Genomic DNA, 19474 nt, shown 5'->3' on the forward strand with positions numbered 1-19474 from the left:
ATACCATCCATCACAGAGATTATGATGAGCAACGATATTGCGTAAAATCAATCCATTGACCACAGTTATCATCGCTACGTTTTGCAGCATCAATAAAAGCCATCCCCTGTAGGCCAATTTCAATACCCGGTAATAGCGGTGATGCGCCACCTCCCTCGCGTATACGAGTTGCTGCCTCACGGTAAATCTGTGCAAAACCTTCTAAATATCCTTCGGGATGCCCGGCTGGAACCCTTGTCATCGCACGGTTTTCCTCCCATTGAGACATTGATCCCCGAGACACACAGTACATGGGCGAATCAAATGGTTTTAACCATAATTGATTAGGATTTTCTTGGGAAAATGAAAGACTCCCTTGGCTGCCATATATGCGTAGTCGCAACCCATTTTCTTCACCACAAGCCACTTGGCTCGCCCATAGACGCCCTTTTGCTCCGTTGTGATAACGCATTTGCACACGCACATCGTCATCTAGCACTCTTCCTGGGATCATTGATGTGAGTTCAGCACGAATGGACTCTGGTAACATCCCTGTGACGAATGAAGCTAACTGCCACGCATGAGTACCGATATCGCCGATACAGCCCGTCCCCGCTTTTTTTGGATCGGTACGCCAATTCGCCTGCTTGTTTTCAGTTTCCTCTAATCGTGTTGCTAACCACTGCTGCAAATACTCCACTTCAATATAACGAATTTCTCCTAGTTCCCCTGCTAATATCCGGCTGCGCGCTTCACGAATTAACGGATAAGCACTGTAATTATGCGTGAGAATCAGTTGCCTACCCGTTTCTCGCACAACATCAGCAAGCTGCAAAGCTTCTGAGTATGATGTACACAATGGTTTATCACAGATAACGTCAATACTTGAGCGCAAAAATTCAACGGCAATAGGGGCATGCAAGTGATTAGGCGTGACAATCGCAACAACATCAATGCCATCATCACGTGCGGCTTCACTTTGCGCCATTTGCTGATAACTGGCGTAACAACGTTCAGGAGCAAGATGCAGCCGTTGCCCTGTGCGTTGACAATTTTGCTCGTCTGAAGAAAATGCACCTGCAACTAACTCAAACTCATCATCCATACGAGCCGCTAATCGATGCACTGCACCAATAAATGCACCTTCCCCGCCCCCAACCATTCCCAGCTTTAGTCTCATCGCCTTATCCTTTATTTATCACTTACGATCCCAAGTAATGCTCTGATTTGTTGAAGATTAGTATCTACCACTGCAAAATCATCAAAGGCATGATCAACCACTGGAATAATATGATTGGCGATAAAATCGGCTCCCTCTTTCGCCCCGGCATCTGGGGATTTAAGGCAACACTCCCATTCCATTGTAGCGACACCGGAAAAACCGTACTGAGTTAATTTGCTGAAAATAGATACAAAATCAATCTGACCATCCCCTAATGAGCGAAAACGCCCTGCACGCTCAACCCATGATTGATAACCGCCATAGATACCGCTACAGCCATTTGGTGAATATTCCGCATCTTTGACATGAAATGCGCGAATGCGTTGATGATAGCAATCAATAAACGCAAGATAATCCATTTGCTGGAGCAATAAATGACTTGGATCGTAGAGAATATGGCAACGCGGGTGGTTATCCACAAGCCCAAGAAAACGCTCAAATGTCACGCCGTCGTGTAAGTCCTCCCCTGGATGCAACTCGTAACATACATCGACGCCACACTCGTCAAACACATTCAGAATAGGCAACCAACGCAGCGCAAGTTCAGCAAATGCTTCGTTAAATAGTTGCGCATTGTGAGGGGGCCAAGGGTAAAAATAAGGCCACGCCAGTGCGCCTGAGAAAGTTACATGCGTAACTAACCCTAGGCGCTGCGAGGCTTTTGCCGCTTTGATGAGTTGCTCCACCGCCCACTGTTGGCGCTTTAGAGGATTACCTCTGACACTCACTGGGGAAAAACCATCAAAAACAGTGTCATACGCTGGATGTACCGCAATCAATTGGCCTTGTATATGAGTCGATAACTCACTGATCTGAATACCATATTGCTGTAACATGGCAACCAACTCATCGCAATAAGTTTGGCTTGTGGCTGCCAAGTCTAAATCAAAGATACGTGGGTCGATCGTTGGCACTTGAATATATGTAAAACCTAGGCTTGATGCCCATTCAGCAAGGCTTTCTAATGAGTTAAAAGGGGCTTTCTCACCAATAAATTGTGCTAGAAAAATACCTGGACCTTGGATTGTTTTCATGACTCACTCCCTAAAATCACAGTGCGCTGTGTACGCACAGCTTCATCCGCAGCAAGAACAATTCGCAAGCTATTGAGTGCATCTTGTAAATGCTGTTCTAATGAAAATTGTTCCGTAATCGCTTGAATAAAATAACGTTGTTCACTTAGGCACAGCGCCAAATGGTCTGGCTCATATTGGCAGTCAACCCAACGGTCAGGATGTTTAAAAGCATTGTTTTTATCAAGCTCTGCATAATGGATACGTAAAGAGTCAGTGCGTGTGTGCCCATCAACATTGTCGCTATTTCCTTCTCCATGCCGAGCCATTATCGAAACCGCACCGCGAGGGCCTATAACATCTTTGATAAAATACGCCGTTTCGCTGATCATTGGTCCCCAACCCGCCTCATACCAACCTACTGAGCCATCATCAAAACGAACCTGTAATTGACCATAGTTATACATATTGTCTGGTAATTCATCGGTCAATCTTGCGCCAATAGCGCTGACACTCACTGGCTGAGCTTGGGTCATTTGGCACATCACATCTAAATAATGAACGCCACAGTCAACTATCGGTGACAGTGATTGCATCAGGTTACGGTGTACATTCCACATCTGCCCATGGCTTTGTTGATTCAAATTCATTCTCATCACTAATGGCTTACCCAGCTCATGCGCTAGATGAATGAATTGTTGCCATGATGGGTGATGACGCAAGATATAACCCACCACCACTTGTCGATGGGCTTGTTTAGCAGCAGCAATGACGCGCTTAGCCCCTTCAACCGTAGTGGCTAACGGCTTTTCAATAAACACATGACAGCCAGCCTTGAGTGCTAACAATGCATAAGCTTCATGCGTATCAGGGTATGTCGTTAAGCAAACCGCATCTGGTTGCGTTGCTTTTAATGCCTGTTCGTAATTATCAAACGTGGCATATTCACCACCTAAATGTTCATTGAGAGCATCTTTTGAATGACCACGAGCCACCAGCCCGCATATATCAACGCCCTCCATTCGGTGGTAAGCCTCTGCATGAGAGGCTCCCATATTGCCGCAACCAACGACTAAGACGCGTAAATTTGCCATCTTATTTCTCCTCCACTGGCTTTTCTTTATAGTTGAACGTGAAGAAGAACAATGCGGCAATCAGTAACGCACCAATCGCTGGGTACCACCAAAAACTTTGCCATTGTGGCAGAGCCGCTGCGCCTTCCGTTGTGACAATGCTATTGAACAGCATTCCACTGATTTGTGAACCAATTAACATCCCCACGCCATAGGTAAACAAGACCAGCAAGCTCTGCGCCTGCCCTTTTACTTTCTCGCCAGCAACTTTGTCTGTATAGATAAAACCAATAACAAAGAAGAAGTCATAACACATACCATGTAAGAAAATACCTATATAAATCATCCAGCGCAGTTCTTCAGCAATCCCTAAGGCAAACATGACATAACGTAAGCACCAAGATAGCATCCCAATCAGCAACATCACTTTAATACCAAGACGAGCAAAGAAGAATGGTATCAATAACATAAAGAACAGTTCTGACATCTGCCCTAAAGACATCACGCCACCAACGTTAGTAAATCCTGTCGCCGCAACAAATGGCGCCGCATAGGCATAGTAAGCCGCCAATGGGATAGAGATCAGCATTGCACAAATGATGAAAACTAAGAAATGACGTTGCTTGAGCATGGCAAACGCATCTGCGCATAACAAGTCGCGCATCGCAACAGGTTTACCACGCTCTGGTGCTGGCGTGTGTGGTAATGTAAAGCTGTAAATCGCTAGTACCAACGAAGCTACTGCCGCCAAGGTGAAAATTTCTGTACTATCTGATAACCCTGTTGAACCGACAATCAGCCCCGCAACAATCCAACCAAATGTACCGAATGCACGCACAACTGGGAACGCTTTCTCACTGTTCGGTAAACTATAAAAGGCAACGTTGTTACTAAGAGCAATAGTTGGCATATAGCAAAGCATATAACCAAAGATTATCCATAACAGACCGCTATGGTCTCCCGTAAAGTAACTTGGGATCATCCATAACAAACCGGCACCGATGAGATGCAGCACGCCAAGCACTTTTTGTGATGCAAAAAAACGGTCAACCACCATCCCTAGTACAAAAGGAGATAAAATAGAGGCGATGGGTCCTGTCGAATAGGCATCACCAATAATTGCTGATAAACCATATTTCCCCATAACAACCCCTAGCGTGACATACCATGCCCCCCACACAAAAAATTGAAGGAACATCATTAACGCCAATCGCGGTACTACCCATACATGGGCAGTATTTTTACCACCTTGAGCAAGACTATTCGTACCCATAAGACCCCCAATAATTTCTATTTTTTATTAGCCACTTTCAGGTAAAAAGGACGGCATAACCACGCCGCTTGGTTTCTGCGCAGCACCTTTGACTTGCGCAAGATGCAATTCACAAATTCTACCGCCCCATCGTAATAGCGCTTGGCACAGTGCGCTTCGCTCTGTGGGAACTAAAACGACTGGCATCGCACCACGATGATGTTTGTCTAGCATCCAACCGAGTAAATCCAGCGCTACCTCATCACGATAGCTGCAGCCGGGCCCTAACATCCTCGATGCGGGGTGTGCGATAGAGGCAAGATAACCTTCGATGCGCTGGTTATGTTCCCAGACTGCAATTTGCCATAACCCGCTGGTGTCATTTAAAAAATATTCAATATCCCGCTGACGACTAATACCTAATAAATCCGCTTCCAATTGTAAAATAGCCGGTAAGTCTTCGGTTCGAGCATCTCGCACAATTCCTTCGGTCAAGCGAGGGAGATTCACGCCTTGCTCTGGTACTGAAATCACCATGTCTTGGTAAATTGCATAAGGTGTAAAACCGCCGCGGCGATAAAGAGAATAAGAGTCTAAATTCAGGGCACTTGAAATTAAACGAATGGGTAAATTTCCGGCTAATTCATCCGCTTTGGATAGTAATTTCTTTGCAATACCCTGTCCAAATGCGTCGGGATGGACATTCATAATCCCAAGGCCCAAATGTGTTTCTCGTGGGTGAAAAAAACACGAGCCAAGAATATTGAGTTGTGAATCACGGGCTACCCAGTGGTAGTCAGGATCAAGTTGTTGGTATACATCAACAAATAAATGGCACTCTTCAGGCGCAGACTGAAATATTGCGCCTAAACCATGTTGTTGATACCAGGCATTCGTTGAGTGATAAATCAAATACGCGACTTCACTCCGATCAGTGCATTTCGCAAGCTGTAGTTGTATATCCATTCATTACCTCTCATGTTTTATTGTTTATAAAATGAGGCTTTTCACTAAATGGCAGCTAAATCCAAAAATGAAATCGATTACATTTTTACTGAAATCGATTTCATTTATAAAATATAGCCAAATTGTTTCTTTCAGCAACTAGCTGAATGGTTCAATAATGATCTAAAAGATAAATTTGCAATCTGCATCACAAGTTGATTGTATCAATCGTACTTTTCATCACGATGTTGCATACTGTGCATGGCAATAGACAAAAGGAAAAGTGAACAATGTCGATAGAAAAAGTGGCGAAAATTGCAGGAGTCTCTGCCGCAACGGTTTCACGGGTATTGAATGATCAACATATTGTAAAACCCGCAACTCGAGATAAAGTTCTTGCCGCCATCGCTCAGTGTAATTATCAACCTAATTTATTAGCGCGCCAGCTACGTACCTCGCGTAGTCGCATGCTATTGGTGCTGGTGTCTAATATCACTAACCCCTTTTGTTCATTGGTTGTACGTGGTATTGAAGAAGAAGCGGAACGCCACGGCTATCATATTTTGTTATGTAATTCTGAATCCAATCCAACGCGTGAATCCGCTTATCTAAGTTTACTCAGAGGTAAGGTTGTTGATGGCGTCATCACTATGGATGCTGTGAGTTGTTTACCGGGGCTTACTGATATGATTGGGGATTTTCCGTGGGTGCAGTGTGGTGAAGGGGATCCAGAATTTCGTGCTTCTTCTGTTACTATTGATAATTCACAAGCCGCTAGCGCAGGCGTTTATCATTTAGCAGCGAAAAATCGCCAACGCATTGCATTAATTAACAGTGATATGCGTTACCTCTATTCGCAACAACGGGAACAAGGGTACCGAAAAGCACTCGCTGAACTTGGCTTTGAATATTGTAAAATCGAGTATGTAGAAGAATTAGATTACACCGCGGGGGCGAAGGCCATGGAAAAGTTACTGCAAAATGCGCCCAAACCCGATGCTGTATTCGCGATTTCTGATGTCATCGCAGGCGGTGCAATGAGTGTTTTGCATCAGCAGGGATTGCATATTCCGAATGATATTGCTGTGTTAGGGTTTGATGGTGTGCCCTTCGGTGAAGTAACCACACCGCCATTAAGTACCATTGTGCAGCCGATGCATCAATTTGGCATCCGTAGCGTTCAACTACTACTCAATAAAATTAAGCACCCGCAACTCGATGACAGCCATGAAATCCTCGAATGGCAATTAATTGAACGCGGCTCAACTTAACTCACTTTTTTACCTCCATTCTGGGGCTGTGATATTGAAATAATACGGATAAGAAACGACGCTATAATTTTTCTAGTGAAGCGGTTTTGTCTCCTGTATCAACCCATATTTTGATCAATACAGAAGTCGTACCTTCGTTAACAACCTTCAATGCAACACTACCCAAAATTCATTGTTTAGTGTTAGTTAGCTCGCCTTGAGTAAGGCTTTAACTAACCACATTTACACCATAAATTATGACTTGATTTTATTCATCGCCATCAGCAATAAAAAATATCCACCACCTAAAATAGCGACAAAAATTCCAGCCGCAATCTGTGTTGGATAAATAATAATTTGGCCTAGCCAATCTGCCCAAACCATTAATATACTGCCGATCAACCCACTAATAATAAGTTGTTGTTTCGCCTTTTTAGCGCCAACTAAAAAAGCCATATGGGGTGCAACTAAACCAAGAAATGCAATGGGGCCAACAGTGGAAGTGACAAAGGCACACAATAATGCAACTAAGATTAATAGCAATATAGTCGCTAATTGTGAATTTAGTCCTCTTCCCTGTGCAAATGTTCGACTAATTGATAATAAAACTAGCCAACGATTTAACGTGATCGCTAATATCGTTAACACAACAACACTGATTGAAAAAATAATGGCCTGTTGCCCTTCCACACGATAAGTTGAGCCTGAAAGCCATAATAATATCCGATAGCTACTCAATGTCCCTTGAGCTAAAAAGAACTGAACAAAAGCTTCTAACGTTGCCGTTAGGCAGATCCCTGTCAAAATTAAACTTGCTGGTGCGTATTGGTGCCGTTTACCTAGATATAACAATATTCCTAATACAATCAGGCTCCCGATTAAAGCAACACCCCAAAATGAGGTTTGAATAGCCGTGCCTAATAGTAGGCTAAATAGAACGAGTGCCGCTGTAGCCCCTGAAGAAACCCCTAAAATATCTGGGCTTGCCAACGGGTTATAAATAATCCTTTGTAATAAAACCCCCGCAATACTCAAGGCTAATCCAGCAAATGTCGCCGCTAATAAACGAGGCCATTTAATATCCCATTGAAAACTTGACGGCAGTTGCCAATAATATTGTTCACCATTCGTTTGTAAGCAAAGGGAAAATACAACTCCACTTACTAACAATAAAATAAGAATAGATACCGTGGTTTTAGAAAGTATTATTTTTGTTGGTAATAACCCTATCGATAATTGATCTTGGGCTGTCATTGTTCGGCGGCTAAACCAGATCAATAAAGGAGCACCAATAGCAGCTGTCATTACCCCCGTAGGAACCACAATATTAAGGTAATTTGTTAGTGCGATTGCCCCGCTGTCTGCAAGAAGCAATAAAATAGCCCCTACAACTGCACTATTTAATAACTCTTGCCTTGTACTCATATTACCCATTCGCCGTACTATATTTGGAGCTAATAAACCAATAAAACTAATAACCCCTACAGTTGAAATAGTCGCCGCCACTAACCAAGATGCTAAAACAATAAAAAGTAAAAAAATCGGTAAAACGGATAAGCCACGAGCTTTAGCCCCCTCATGGCCTAATTTCAATAATGTCAAAATACGTGGGGCGAAACAGATAATAATAATAACAGGGAACAATAAAGGTAATAAACCAACCACTTTTTGCCAGCCATCTTGCGCTAAATTTCCTGCTCCCCACATAAAAATATTTTGTGCAAATTGCGAATTTAATGTAATTAATGCAGTCGCTATAGCACCAAACAAAATATTTATGACCATTCCTGAAACAACTAACGGAATGCCTGTCATATTACGAATACCTGCAATTAATATTACTAAACCAAATGCGAGTAATGCTCCCACCATCGCAGCTAGCGTTTGATATAACCCAATCTCGTTACTAAACCAAATATTGACTACCACTAATGCTAACCAAGCACCGGATGATGAACCTAACGTTAGTGGTGAAGTAAGATTATTTTGTGTTAATTGCTGCATCAAACTGCCCAATAAACCAAAAGTTGCTCCCACTAATAATGCCATAGCAAGGCGTGGTAATTGGCCATATAAATAAAAATAATCAGCAAATGTATCGGCTGAAGCTGGATGGATAACTAAAAATAATTGCTGACTGAGTGTAATCCCAGGTTCGAGCTGAAGGTTAATCAGCGCGATCACCATTAATACAAAAAATAGTATTGAGTGCTGTTTAGTTGTCATTATGAGGAGCAACCTGTAATAAGCTTTCTGTTAATGCTTCCGCCATTAATTGCAAGGAAAAGACACCACCATAATTCCAAACGGGACGAACACTATTTATCCGCCCTTGTTTAACAAAAGGCATCGACTGCCATAATATGGAGTCATTCAGTTTTTTTTCTTCTACAAATGGTTTGATGTATAACACGTACCCATCATTTATAAACTGCAATGAATTTATTCGTCTCTGCTCTATTCCCCAAGGACGTGCGGGGACTAAAATAGCAGGCTTTAATGCAAGCTGTTCAAGAACATAATTGAGTGTTGAATTCTCAGTATAAAGAAAAATAGTGCTTAAACTTGAAAACCGGATAACAGCAACACTTGGTTTCGTTGTAAAAGCACGTTCAAGTTGTGATCTTAATTCAGCAAAACGTTTATCCATTTTCACTAAATATTCATCGGCAAAAGACGTCTTCTCAAATAAGCGAGCCAACGTTTTAAAATGAGCAATGGCTACAAGCCCTGAATCATCTTGGCGTGCAAAATTTGATAAATAAACGACTGGCGCTATTTTTTCCAATAAAGGCAGTAAATCTTCTTGCGCGCTACTTGCAATAATAACATCAGGTTTCAATGCGGCAATTTGCTCTAAATTAGGCTCAGCTCGCGTACCCACCTCTTTGACCGAAGAAGGAACAGCTGGGTCAACAACCCATTGCTGGTAACTCTCTAATTCCGTGGCACCAACAGGTGTAATTTCAAGCGTTAATAGTTGTTCCAGCAAATCCCAATCTAAAACCACAACGCGCTGAGGCGGCGAATTGAACTCGACAATACCACGACTGTCCGTAACAGAATAAGCCCGTGTATAAAATGAGCATAATAATGTACTTGTTAATAAAATAAGGCCAAGCAAATTGATTCTTAAGCGCATACGATAGCAACCCTATGATGTTCTGACTCTGGAAAACTAGGGTGTGGTATTAATTTAATCGGAGTATCGTAGAGTGACGATAGCCTTGCTTCATCATGGAGAAGAACGCTTTTTCCCTCAAATTCTATTTTCCCTTTTTTTAATGCCACGATGTGTGTTGCATACCGTAAAGAAAGGTTGAGGTCATGAAGGATCACAATCACACCAATCCCATGAACTTTATTAAGCTCACTCAATAAATTCATTAACTGGTATTGATGGTGAATATCTAATGCAGAAGTCGGTTCATCCAGTATTAAAACTGGTGATTGTTGAGCAAGTAACATGGCAACCCATGCGCGCTGGCGCTCTCCACCAGACAAGTTGTCCGCTAAGTTCGCGGAAAACCCCTCAACCCCAGCTTTCTCCATCGCTTGTTGGATAATAATTTCATCGTCAGCTTGCCAGCGACCAAGTGCACCTCGCCACGGAAAACGCCCTAACCGCACAAGTTCTTTCACAGACAGCCCCGCTGAGGCTGGCAGTTTTTGTGGTAAATATGCGATTTTCTGCGCTAATTCTTTCGTTTTATATTGAGAAAGACTCGTGCCATTTAAATCAATTTGCCCGCTATCCGGTGCCATCTGCCCAGAAAGGAGATTAACCAGTGTAGATTTTCCTGAACCATTATGACCAAGAACCACTGTGAGTTCTGTTGTGGGTATATTTAACGAATCTATAGATAAAATAGAACGATGATCGCGAACGATATTAATATTTGCTAATCGAAACATAGAAAGGACTCAAGGCATGCCAACATTATTAGCATGCCTTTTTTAAAATTACCAAGTGTACTTTGTTTGTAACACAAATGAGCGCGATTGGCCGTAATAGCACCAGGTATCACAGGATGAAACATACTCTTTATTGAGGATGTTATTCATATTGAACTGGAACTGCCAATTGTTCGATAATTGATATATCGCGGCCATATCCCAGAGTGTCGCACTAGGAACAGAAAGGTTGCTGCTTGCTGGGTTATCCTTTGATTGACCATAATAGCGAATACCAGTTCCGAGTTTTAACGACTGGTTACTCACGATTGGCATTTCGTAGTCAGTCCAGACAGTCGCCATATGTTTGGGGATCATACCAGCCTGTTTACGTCCCTTACCACCTGTTTGATCTGTTTTCGCATTGGTATAAGTGTATGTCGCTTTAATATCCCAATTATCAGTAACACTTGCAAATAGTTCTGTTTCTATACCTTGTGAAGTGACTTTACCTGTTTGTGTTGCAACAGGGTGTTCAGGAGTTGTGACTAACGCATTTTTTTGTTCGATATCGAACCAAGCAATATTCCAATAACCATCCATAAAATAAGGTGTATATTTGATACCTGCTTCAAATTGCTCACCTTTAAGTGGTTTATATAGTTTTTGGGTTGTTGGGTCGATTGTCGATTGAACTTCAAAAGATTGAGAGTAATTTAAATAAGGTGAAATGCCATTGTCAGCAATATACATTAAACCCGCATTTAAACTCATCTGCCCATCATTTCTAGACTCATCTTCTGCTTTTTTATGTGCTTTATTTTCAGTTTTTACCCAATCATAACGTGCACCAACGACCCCAATCCATTTGCTATCAAGCTTTGTTTGGTATTGTGAATAAATACTAGCTTGTGTTTTATCAATAGTGCGATGAATGTTATTTGATGGGTCAAGTGGGGTATAGTGCCCATAAACTGGCTTCCACGGGTTAATTTTACCAAAAGCATAATTATCCTGTTCATCGCCTTTGGTTTGATGATATTGGAATTCAATGCCCGCAAGTAAGGTATTTTCAAACCGTTCACTATCCCATTCACCGACGATATTGTTATCAAAACTAAAACTTTGGTTTTTACCATCGCGAAAAACAATACCTTGCCCCAATTCCTGCACGGTAGGGTCTGCATTAAAGAAAGCATAAACACTTCTGAGTGTTAGGTCGTTGTAACCATAATTTACACGCTGCGCAAAACGCCACTCATCATTAAATTGATGTTCTAATAAATAACCCACTGAGAACTGAGTCCGCTTGTATTTATCGTAATCAGGCTCACCTAAATTGGTTGATGGCTTAATTTTACCGTAATTAGAGTGAATTAATGTTCCCGCCGCTGGGAAAAAAGGATTCGTGGGCGTACCATCATCGTGCAGATACGTCCCCATTAACGTAAGTACAGTCTGATCAGACAAGTCAAATGCCGCACTTGGCGCCAGATAAATACGTTTATTATCCGTGCCTTTGAGTTCCCCATCCGATTTTTTCATCGTTCCCACTAAACGGTAGCGGGCACCTGCATCGGCTGATGCTGTAGAAAGATCAAAGCCTAGCGCTTGATGATCGTTATTACCCGCTTCTAAAAATATTTCATTTTTAGCATTAATAGATGGCTTTTTCGTTACTAAGTTAACAGCGCCTCCAGGAGTGGATTCGCCAAAGAGAACGGCTGATGCCCCCTTCACGACTTCAATACTTTCCAATCCATAAGGTTCAAGTAGCCAAGTGTAGTAGCCATCTCGATATAACCGGCTATTATCTAAATAAGTTGCGGCATCAAAACCGCGAACTTTGAACCAATCCGTATCATTATCAGCCCCATAAGGTTGTGCAACAACCCCCGAGGTATAACGAAGTGCTTCATCAATTTTTTGCGGAGCATGTATGGTCAAATCTTGTTCCGTAATGATCGAAACAGATTTTGGCGTTTCTTGCAGCGCAGTATTCACTTTGAGTGCTTGTGCACTAACAACGAAAGAGTCTTTTTTGTCGCTATTTTGTTCATTTGCCATGGATTGGTTTTGAACAGCCAGCGCTAACAGAGTGAAAATGGCAACCTGATGTAAACGAAATAAACCTAAATTTTTCACAAAATAGTTCCAATGATAATAATAATAAGTCTCAGTATTATTCCTAAAAATAAGTCAAATTAAAATCAATTTGGCATATTTGCTTATAACAAATAGTTATTAAAAAAATAAAATTAAACACAATTAACCATACATAAGGAAGGGAGATTATTAGTCAAGAATAACGAAAATGATCTCGATGCGAATATTAGGTCATTATTTAAGTTAACAAACGCAAAAAATAAGGCGGGAATGACCTTTCCCGCCTCGTGCTATCATTTTACTTATCAGCTTGTTAGAAGTTTTGGATTACCAGAACAGCGCATATAGCACACATAAGATAACCATAATTGCGTATGATGCGATATTGAAGCCTGTCGATGTTTTAAAGGTCTCCGACGTTAGGATAATAGCCCCTTCACAGTCATCTTCTTTTGCCGTTGTCAGGCTAATTAAACCAATCACCACCGCAGTAAAGAAGAAGGTGTACATCATTTGGTCAAGGAATGGCATACCTAACGGCATTAGTTTTAAGAATAATGCAAACGGAATTGAGAGCAGCACACCGATAATCGCGCCTTTCGCATTGGTTTTCTTCCAAAATAGACCTAATAAGAATACCGCTAAGATACCTGGGCTAACTAACCCGGTATATTCCTGAATATATTGGAAAGCTTGTCCAATGTTACCCAGTAATGGGGCGATGAAGCATGCGACGATTAACGCAACAACTGCACTAATCCGCCCGACATTCACTAATTTATGGTCCGCGGTTGATGGAGCAATGTATTCTTTGTAGATATCCATGGTGAAAATAGTTGCCACTGAGTTCAACATGGAAGCTAAAGAAGAAACGATAGCCGCAGCTAATGCCGCAAACACAACCCCTTTAGCGCCTACGGGTAAGAATTGTGTTAACCATGGGTAAGCTTTGTCCGCTTGGGCCAATGTTGGCATATGTTCTTGTGCCATCGTTCCTAATCCCGCCAGTAATGCAGGGTCAGAAACTATCACAAATGCCGCAATACCCGGTACGACAACAAGGATTGGGACAATAAGTTTGAGAAATGCTGCGAAAACCAAGCCTTTTTGCGCTTCATTAATAGACTTAGCGGCTAATGCACGTTGAATAATATATTGGTTGAAGCCCCAGTAATATAAATTAGCAACCCATAAACCGCCAATTAACACGGCAATACCGGGTAAATTACTAAACTGTGGGTTGTCTTGGCTTAAAATCATTTCAAAATGCGCAGGCGCTTCACTTGCCATACGGCTCATACCTGCGAATAACCCCGCATCACCGCCAATATAGCTCACCGCCATTATCGTGGTTAAAAAGCCGCCTAAAATTAAGAAGAAAACTTGTACAACATCCGTCCACGCAACCGCAGATAGCCCGCCATAAAGAGAGTAAATCACTGCAAATAATGCTAAGCCGAAAATAGCATAATGCATTGGAATACCTAGGATTGTTTGTAATGCTAACGACCCTAAATAGAGAACTGAAGTTAAATTAACAAAGATAAATAATGCCAACCAGAACACGGCTAAGATCGTTTTTAACGTTTTATTGAAACGTTTTTCAACAAACTCTGGAATGGTAAAAATACCTTTATCAATAAACACGGGCATGAAGTATTTTGCGACAATGATCAGTGTTAGTGCTGCCATCCATTCATAGGATGCGATAGCCAAACCTATTGAAAAACCAGAGCCCGACATACCAATAAATTGCTCTGCTGATATATTTGCCGCAATCAGTGAAGAACCAATAGCCCACCAAGGTAATGTTTTTCCTGCTAGAAAATAGTCTTTTGTGCCTTTCTTTTGTCCTTTTTTATCTCGAGAAACCCAAAGACCAACACTAATAATGACAAGCACATACAGAATGAATATTCCGTAATCTAATGTGCTTAACCCAACCCCTTCAGTTTGCATAATCAAATTCCTTCGCCAAGTGATAACAAAGCAAGTGTAAACGTTACCACAAAATATCACCGTTAGATGAATCACATATTTTCACAATATCCTCTAAAGAATTAACTTAATGGACTAAATAGCAGAAATTAATGTAAATTTTCATAGGTGATAGAAGAGAAGGTACCAGGAAGTAATCTAGATTTTAATAAATTCGTGAAGTTCATCAAATATTAATGAAAACGTTTACACTTATTTTCGTAACGCTATGGCCTATAAAATACTTAGGCGTGCAAAGGTCTAACTGAATTACGTTGAACCAATGTCGGAGAGTAAATCAAACTTTCACCTGTCGTTTTTTCCCCTCTCGCTAAAGAAAGTGCTAGTTGTGTGGCTTTTTCTGCCATCATTTGGATAGGATAACGAATTGTTGTTAAGCGTGGATGGATGTAGCGGGCAATCAACACATCATCAAAACCAATAACCGAGACCTGTTCTGGTGAGTGAATTTCATTTTCATCTAATACCGCGATGGCTCCCGCGGCCATAAAATCGTTGTAACCCACGACCGCTGTGATTTCGAGTGATTTTATCAGTAAGTTAGTCATCGCTTGCTCCCCACCTTCCCCATAAGGAGCGCCATATTCAATATAACTATCAGACAGTTGAATACCATTATTTTTTAACGCATCTCGATAACCCTGTAAACGCTGTACCGCATCCTCAATTTGGTGATTTGATGAAATGTACGCAATTTTAGTATGCCCATGTCGAATAAGATGTTCTGTCGCTAAATATGCGCCCTTGTAGTTATTTAAAGAAATACAACGGGTTGCAATTTCATCAATATGGCGGTTGATCAGTACCATACTTGGGACTTCTTTTGCATATTGAAGCAGTTCAGCATCATCCAGGGCTTTAGAGTGGATAACCAAAGCATCACAGCGGTTGTTAATCAACAACTCAATCGATTGGCGCTCTTCCTTGGCATTATGGTAACCATTACAAATCAGAATATGTTTACCATTTTTATGCGCTACGGCATCAACGGCTTTGACCATAACACCAAAAAAAGGGTCGGAAACATCGTTAACTAACACCCCAATGGTATTTGAACTTTGGTTCACAAGAGCTCGCGCAGCGGCATTGGGACGATAACCTAGCTTATTCATTGCACTCTTTACTGATGCAATAGAAGCTTGGCTTGCCTTCGGTGATTGGTTAATCACTCGAGAAACAGTTGCAACCGAAACACCTGCTTCTTTTGCCACATCTTTGATTGTCGCCATTGTGCACCTCTACAATTAGGATGGCTTATTAAACAATGAGCTAGAATTAAAAACAATGGCATAACGCATATTAAAATTATTTAAAGTAAAATAATGGATTTATCGTGCAAAAAAGAAAACACCGCTTAGATGCGGTGTTAATCATATATAGATTTAGAAAATAAATTGATAGCAGGTTTCACTACAATAAATTTGATTAGGCTGTGAAATCGGGCTGTATCGTTCTCCCCATTCAGGGTGATTAACAGCATCAGGTGGAAACTGTGTTTCAAATGCAACCCCAGAAAAAGGCGTATAAGATTTTGTTTTACCCGCAACTGAAATTAAATAATTCCCTGTATACAACTGCATAGAGGGCATCGTTGTAGAAATATTCATCTTTACGTCTCCCTCAGGAGCACTCAACGATGCCACCGTTTGCCGCCCATCAATACGGGCTGCATCTAGCATAAAAGTGTGGTCATATCCCCCAGCAGAAATTTGGTCGTGATCTTGTAGAAAGTCACGGCCAATGAGTTTGCTTTGGCGAAAATCAAAATAACTACCAGTGACATTACGCCACTCTCCGCTAGGGATCCCTGCTTTATCTGTGGGTAAATAACAGTCACTGTAAATCGTAAGAGCATGATCTAGCGCTGTCTTTTCACTACCTTCACCCGCCAAATTAAAATAAGTATGGTTGGTTAGGTTTACAGGACAGGCCTTTGTAGCTTGGTGCTTATAACGGATAATCACTTGATTTTCATCCGTTAATTCATAACTTACCTCAACTTTCAATTCCCCGGGAAAACCTTGGTCACCGTCGGGTGAAATGAGTGAAAAAATAGCCTGTTGAGTACTAGGCTGTGATATGGCCCAAATCCGATAACTAAAATTGTCCTGCCCACCATGTAAACAATGCGGCTCTTGATTGGCTGACACTGAATAATTTTCACCATGAATAGAAAAACGTGCATTCGCTATACGGTTAGCTACGCGCCCGACTGTCGCGCCCAAATACACGTCTTGTTCCTTTTGTTTATCCATATTTGGTGAACCTAGAACAACATCTCGTCTCCCATGTATTAGCGGCAAAATACAACTTACCCAGCTTGCCCCTAAACTTGTCAGGACAATTTTCATGTCATTTTTATTGGTTAACTCTACGACTTTGGGCGTCTGATTTTTTTCTTGATTAAACAGCATGTTATATCAACTTTTTTCAATTTATTAATTTGGTTTTAACTTACCACACTTGCACCTGAGCTTGGCTGGCAAACATAAATATCGGCTTGTAGGCCTGTCATTTTCTGGTATTGCGCTTCTACCGCGTCAATCACCGGTTGAACACATTGCTGCTGCATCAGTGCAACCACACAGCCACCAAAGCCTCCTCCTGTCATTCGTACACCGCCCTGAACACCTAAAACGGACTTAACGATATCCACTAAGGTATCAATTTCTTTGACGGTGATTTCGAAATCATCACGCATAGAAATATGGGATTGCGCCATTAACTCACTTAACTGCAATAAATCATTTTGTGTTAATGCTTTTGCTGCCGCTAAAGTACGTTCGTTTTCACTGATCACGTGTTTGGCTCGCTTAGCAACGATAGGCGATAATAGATGTTGCTTCTGTAAAAACTCATCAAATGTGATGTCACGTAACGCTTTCACCCCAAACAAATTAGCAGCTTCTTCACATTGTTGGCGGCGTGTATTGTATTCACTTCCAACCAAACCCCGTTGCTTATTTGAGTTGATTATCATCACAACCAGATCATCAGGTATGGAAATAGGAAATAGCGCCAAACTGCGGCAATCAATCAATAGAGCATGGCCTTCATCACCACACGCTGAAATCAGTTGGTCCATAATACCGCAGTTACAACCAACAAATTGGTTCTCAGCTTGTTGGCCATTAAGCGCGATATCTTGCTGGCTAATATCTAATTGATACAAAGCCTTAAGTGTTTGTCCAATCACAACTTCGAGTGAGGCTGAAGAACTTAACCCCGCGCCTTGCGGCACATTACCACTGACTGCAATATCGCAACCATTGAATAAAAGCCCTCTTTGTAAGAGAAACTTCACGACACCGCGAATATAGTTTGCCCACATTTTTTCAGGCAAAAATGCAATTTCGCTATCCAAACTGAATTCGTCACATTCATTATGGTAGTCAGCCGCAACGACTCGGATGATACGATCATCACGTTTAGCCGCCGCGGTCATCGTTTGGTAATCAATCGCACAAGGCAAAACAAAGCCATCATTATAATCCGTATGTTCACCGATAATATTCACTCGCCCCGGCGCTTGAACATAAATTTCAGGTTGATAACCAAAGGTTTTTTCAAACGACGAGGCAACAGTTTGCTTTAACGTTTCCATTTTTAATTATCCTTAATGCGTAATTTGGTTAACCCAGCAAACAGCTAAGTTAATTATAATTTGATGAATTATTTAGTAGTTTGACTTTGTTTATAATGGCAGTCACTCACATCACGTAAACGTTGTGCGGCCTGTTCTGGTGTCAGGTCTCGCTGAGTTTCAGCTAACATTTCATACCCCACCATGAATTTTTTCACCGTCGCTGAGCGCAGTAATGGCGGATAAAATAAGGCATGTAGTTGCCAGTGATCGATACTTTGGCTTTCATTAATAAAAGGTGCAAAGTGCCATCCCATTGAATATGGGAAAGAGCAATGAAATAGATTATCGTAACGGCTTGTGAGTTTTTTTAGCGCAACAGCAAGGTCTGCACGAATGGCTTCATTCATTTCATCCATACGGCGAATATGCTGTTTTGGCAATAACAGGGTTTCAAATGGCCAAGCTGCCCAATAAGGAACAAGTGCAATCCATTCTTCAGTTTCAACAACAATTCGTGAGCCATCTTGTTGCTCAGCTTTAATATAGTCAATTAATAAGTTGCTGCCATGACGTTGATAATATTGCGTGAGAAAATGGTCCTTACGTGCAATTTCATTAGGTAAAAAATCACTTGCCCAAATTTGTCCATGAGGATGCGGTTGAGAACACCCCATTATTTCCCCTTTATTTTCAAAAACCTGAACCCAAGCATAACGTTCACTTAACTCAGCAACTTGTTGCTGCCATGTTTCGATAACACCTTCAATTTCAGGCACAGACAACTCTGGCAGTGTTTTACTGTGATCAGGCGAAAAGCAAATCACTCGACTAACCCCACTCACCGATTGTGATTGAAACAATTCAGATTGATTATCAGGTTGGGCGCAGGGTTGTGCTAATAACGCACCATGGTCATTTTGGAATACATAAGTCCCTTGGTAGTTAGGATTCACTTCCCCGGAGACCCTTGTATTGCCAGGGCACAAGAAGCAATGCTCATCATATTGAGGTAAATTTTCTATTGATGGTTTTTCATCTTTACCGCTCCACGGGCGTTTTGCTCGATGAGGGGACACTAACACCCACTGGCCTGTTAATGGGTTATAGCGACGATGAGGGCAATCCGAAGGGTTAAAAGGCAAAATATTCATCTCAT

The 19474-nt window shown here is 41.6% G+C and carries 15 protein-coding genes; 1 reads left to right on the forward strand and 14 read right to left on the reverse strand.

Annotated elements, in window-relative coordinates; genetic code table 11:
• Positions 1–19: 19 nt before the first annotated feature.
• From SJ312_RS07415 to SJ312_RS07435, 5 genes are read right to left on the reverse strand one after another with little or no spacing between them, the layout of a single operon-like run.
• The gene (locus SJ312_RS07415) at positions 20–1159 is read right to left on the reverse strand and encodes a Gfo/Idh/MocA family protein (RefSeq protein ID WP_153673879.1); all 1140 of its coding nucleotides are present in this window, start codon (positions 1157–1159) and stop codon (positions 20–22) included.
• Positions 1160–1170: 11 nt separating this feature from the next.
• Positions 1171–2235, reverse strand: a complete 1065-nt coding sequence (locus tag SJ312_RS07420) for a sugar phosphate isomerase/epimerase family protein (RefSeq protein WP_319867325.1) — start codon at positions 2233–2235, stop codon at positions 1171–1173.
• Positions 2232–3308, reverse strand: a complete 1077-nt coding sequence (locus tag SJ312_RS07425; protein WP_319867327.1) for a Gfo/Idh/MocA family oxidoreductase — start codon at positions 3306–3308, stop codon at positions 2232–2234. Before SJ312_RS07425 ends, SJ312_RS07420 begins: the two co-directional genes overlap by 4 nt.
• A 1-nt stretch (position 3309) precedes the next feature.
• Entirely contained in the window at positions 3310–4560 is a 1251-nt protein-coding gene (locus SJ312_RS07430) for an MFS transporter (RefSeq protein WP_004261658.1), read from the reverse strand.
• Between the two features lie 27 nt (positions 4561–4587).
• Positions 4588–5505, reverse strand: a complete 918-nt coding sequence (locus SJ312_RS07435; RefSeq protein WP_153673877.1) for a GNAT family N-acetyltransferase — start codon at positions 5503–5505, stop codon at positions 4588–4590.
• Positions 5506–5774: 269 nt separating this feature from the next.
• On the opposite strand from SJ312_RS07435, the gene SJ312_RS07440 reads away from it, so the two are divergent.
• Positions 5775–6755 carry a LacI family DNA-binding transcriptional regulator gene (locus SJ312_RS07440; protein ID WP_004261663.1) on the forward strand — a complete coding sequence of 327 codons (981 nt, stop codon included), beginning with the start codon at positions 5775–5777 and terminating at the stop codon, positions 6753–6755.
• 234 nt (positions 6756–6989) lie between these two features.
• On the opposite strand, the gene fhuB is transcribed toward SJ312_RS07440, so the two are convergent.
• The 9 genes from fhuB to SJ312_RS07485 all read right to left on the reverse strand — a co-directional run bounded on the left by fhuB (position 6990) and on the right by SJ312_RS07485 (position 19469).
• A complete protein-coding gene (gene fhuB / locus SJ312_RS07445; protein WP_319867328.1) occupies positions 6990–8960 on the reverse strand; it encodes a Fe(3+)-hydroxamate ABC transporter permease FhuB in 1971 nt (656 codons plus the stop codon).
• A complete protein-coding gene (locus tag SJ312_RS07450) occupies positions 8950–9876 on the reverse strand; it encodes an iron-siderophore ABC transporter substrate-binding protein (RefSeq protein ID WP_319867329.1) in 927 nt (308 codons plus the stop codon). The genes fhuB and SJ312_RS07450 overlap by 11 nt, the downstream gene beginning before the upstream one ends.
• On the reverse strand, positions 9867–10649 hold the full coding sequence (locus SJ312_RS07455) for an ABC transporter ATP-binding protein (RefSeq protein WP_004261670.1): 783 nt from the start codon (positions 10647–10649) through the stop codon (positions 9867–9869). The genes SJ312_RS07450 and SJ312_RS07455 overlap by 10 nt, the downstream gene beginning before the upstream one ends.
• A gap of 48 nt (positions 10650–10697) precedes the next feature.
• Positions 10698–12773 (reverse strand): TonB-dependent siderophore receptor, encoded by a 2076-nt coding sequence (locus SJ312_RS07460; RefSeq protein WP_319867331.1) that lies wholly within the window; start codon positions 12771–12773, stop codon positions 10698–10700.
• A 288-nt stretch (positions 12774–13061) separates the two neighbouring features.
• Positions 13062–14693 (reverse strand): sodium/sugar symporter, encoded by a 1632-nt coding sequence (locus SJ312_RS07465; protein ID WP_094962103.1) that lies wholly within the window; start codon positions 14691–14693, stop codon positions 13062–13064.
• 263 nt (positions 14694–14956) lie between these two features.
• Positions 14957–15961 (reverse strand): substrate-binding domain-containing protein, encoded by a 1005-nt coding sequence (locus tag SJ312_RS07470; RefSeq protein WP_004261677.1) that lies wholly within the window; start codon positions 15959–15961, stop codon positions 14957–14959.
• A 153-nt stretch (positions 15962–16114) separates the two neighbouring features.
• Positions 16115–17146, reverse strand: a complete 1032-nt coding sequence (galM, locus tag SJ312_RS07475; protein WP_319867334.1) for a galactose-1-epimerase — start codon at positions 17144–17146, stop codon at positions 16115–16117.
• A gap of 35 nt (positions 17147–17181) precedes the next feature.
• Complete coding sequence (gene galK, locus SJ312_RS07480) at positions 17182–18336, reverse strand: galactokinase (protein ID WP_004261683.1); 1155 nt, start codon at positions 18334–18336, stop codon at positions 17182–17184.
• A 68-nt stretch (positions 18337–18404) separates the two neighbouring features.
• Positions 18405–19469, reverse strand: a complete 1065-nt coding sequence (locus SJ312_RS07485) for a UDP-glucose--hexose-1-phosphate uridylyltransferase (protein WP_110592124.1) — start codon at positions 19467–19469, stop codon at positions 18405–18407.
• Between the last annotated feature and the right edge of the window lie 5 nt (positions 19470–19474).

The sequence above is a fragment of the Providencia sp. CIM-Carb-044 genome (genome assembly GCF_033901115.1).
GTDB lineage: Bacteria > Pseudomonadota > Gammaproteobacteria > Enterobacterales > Enterobacteriaceae > Providencia > Providencia hangzhouensis.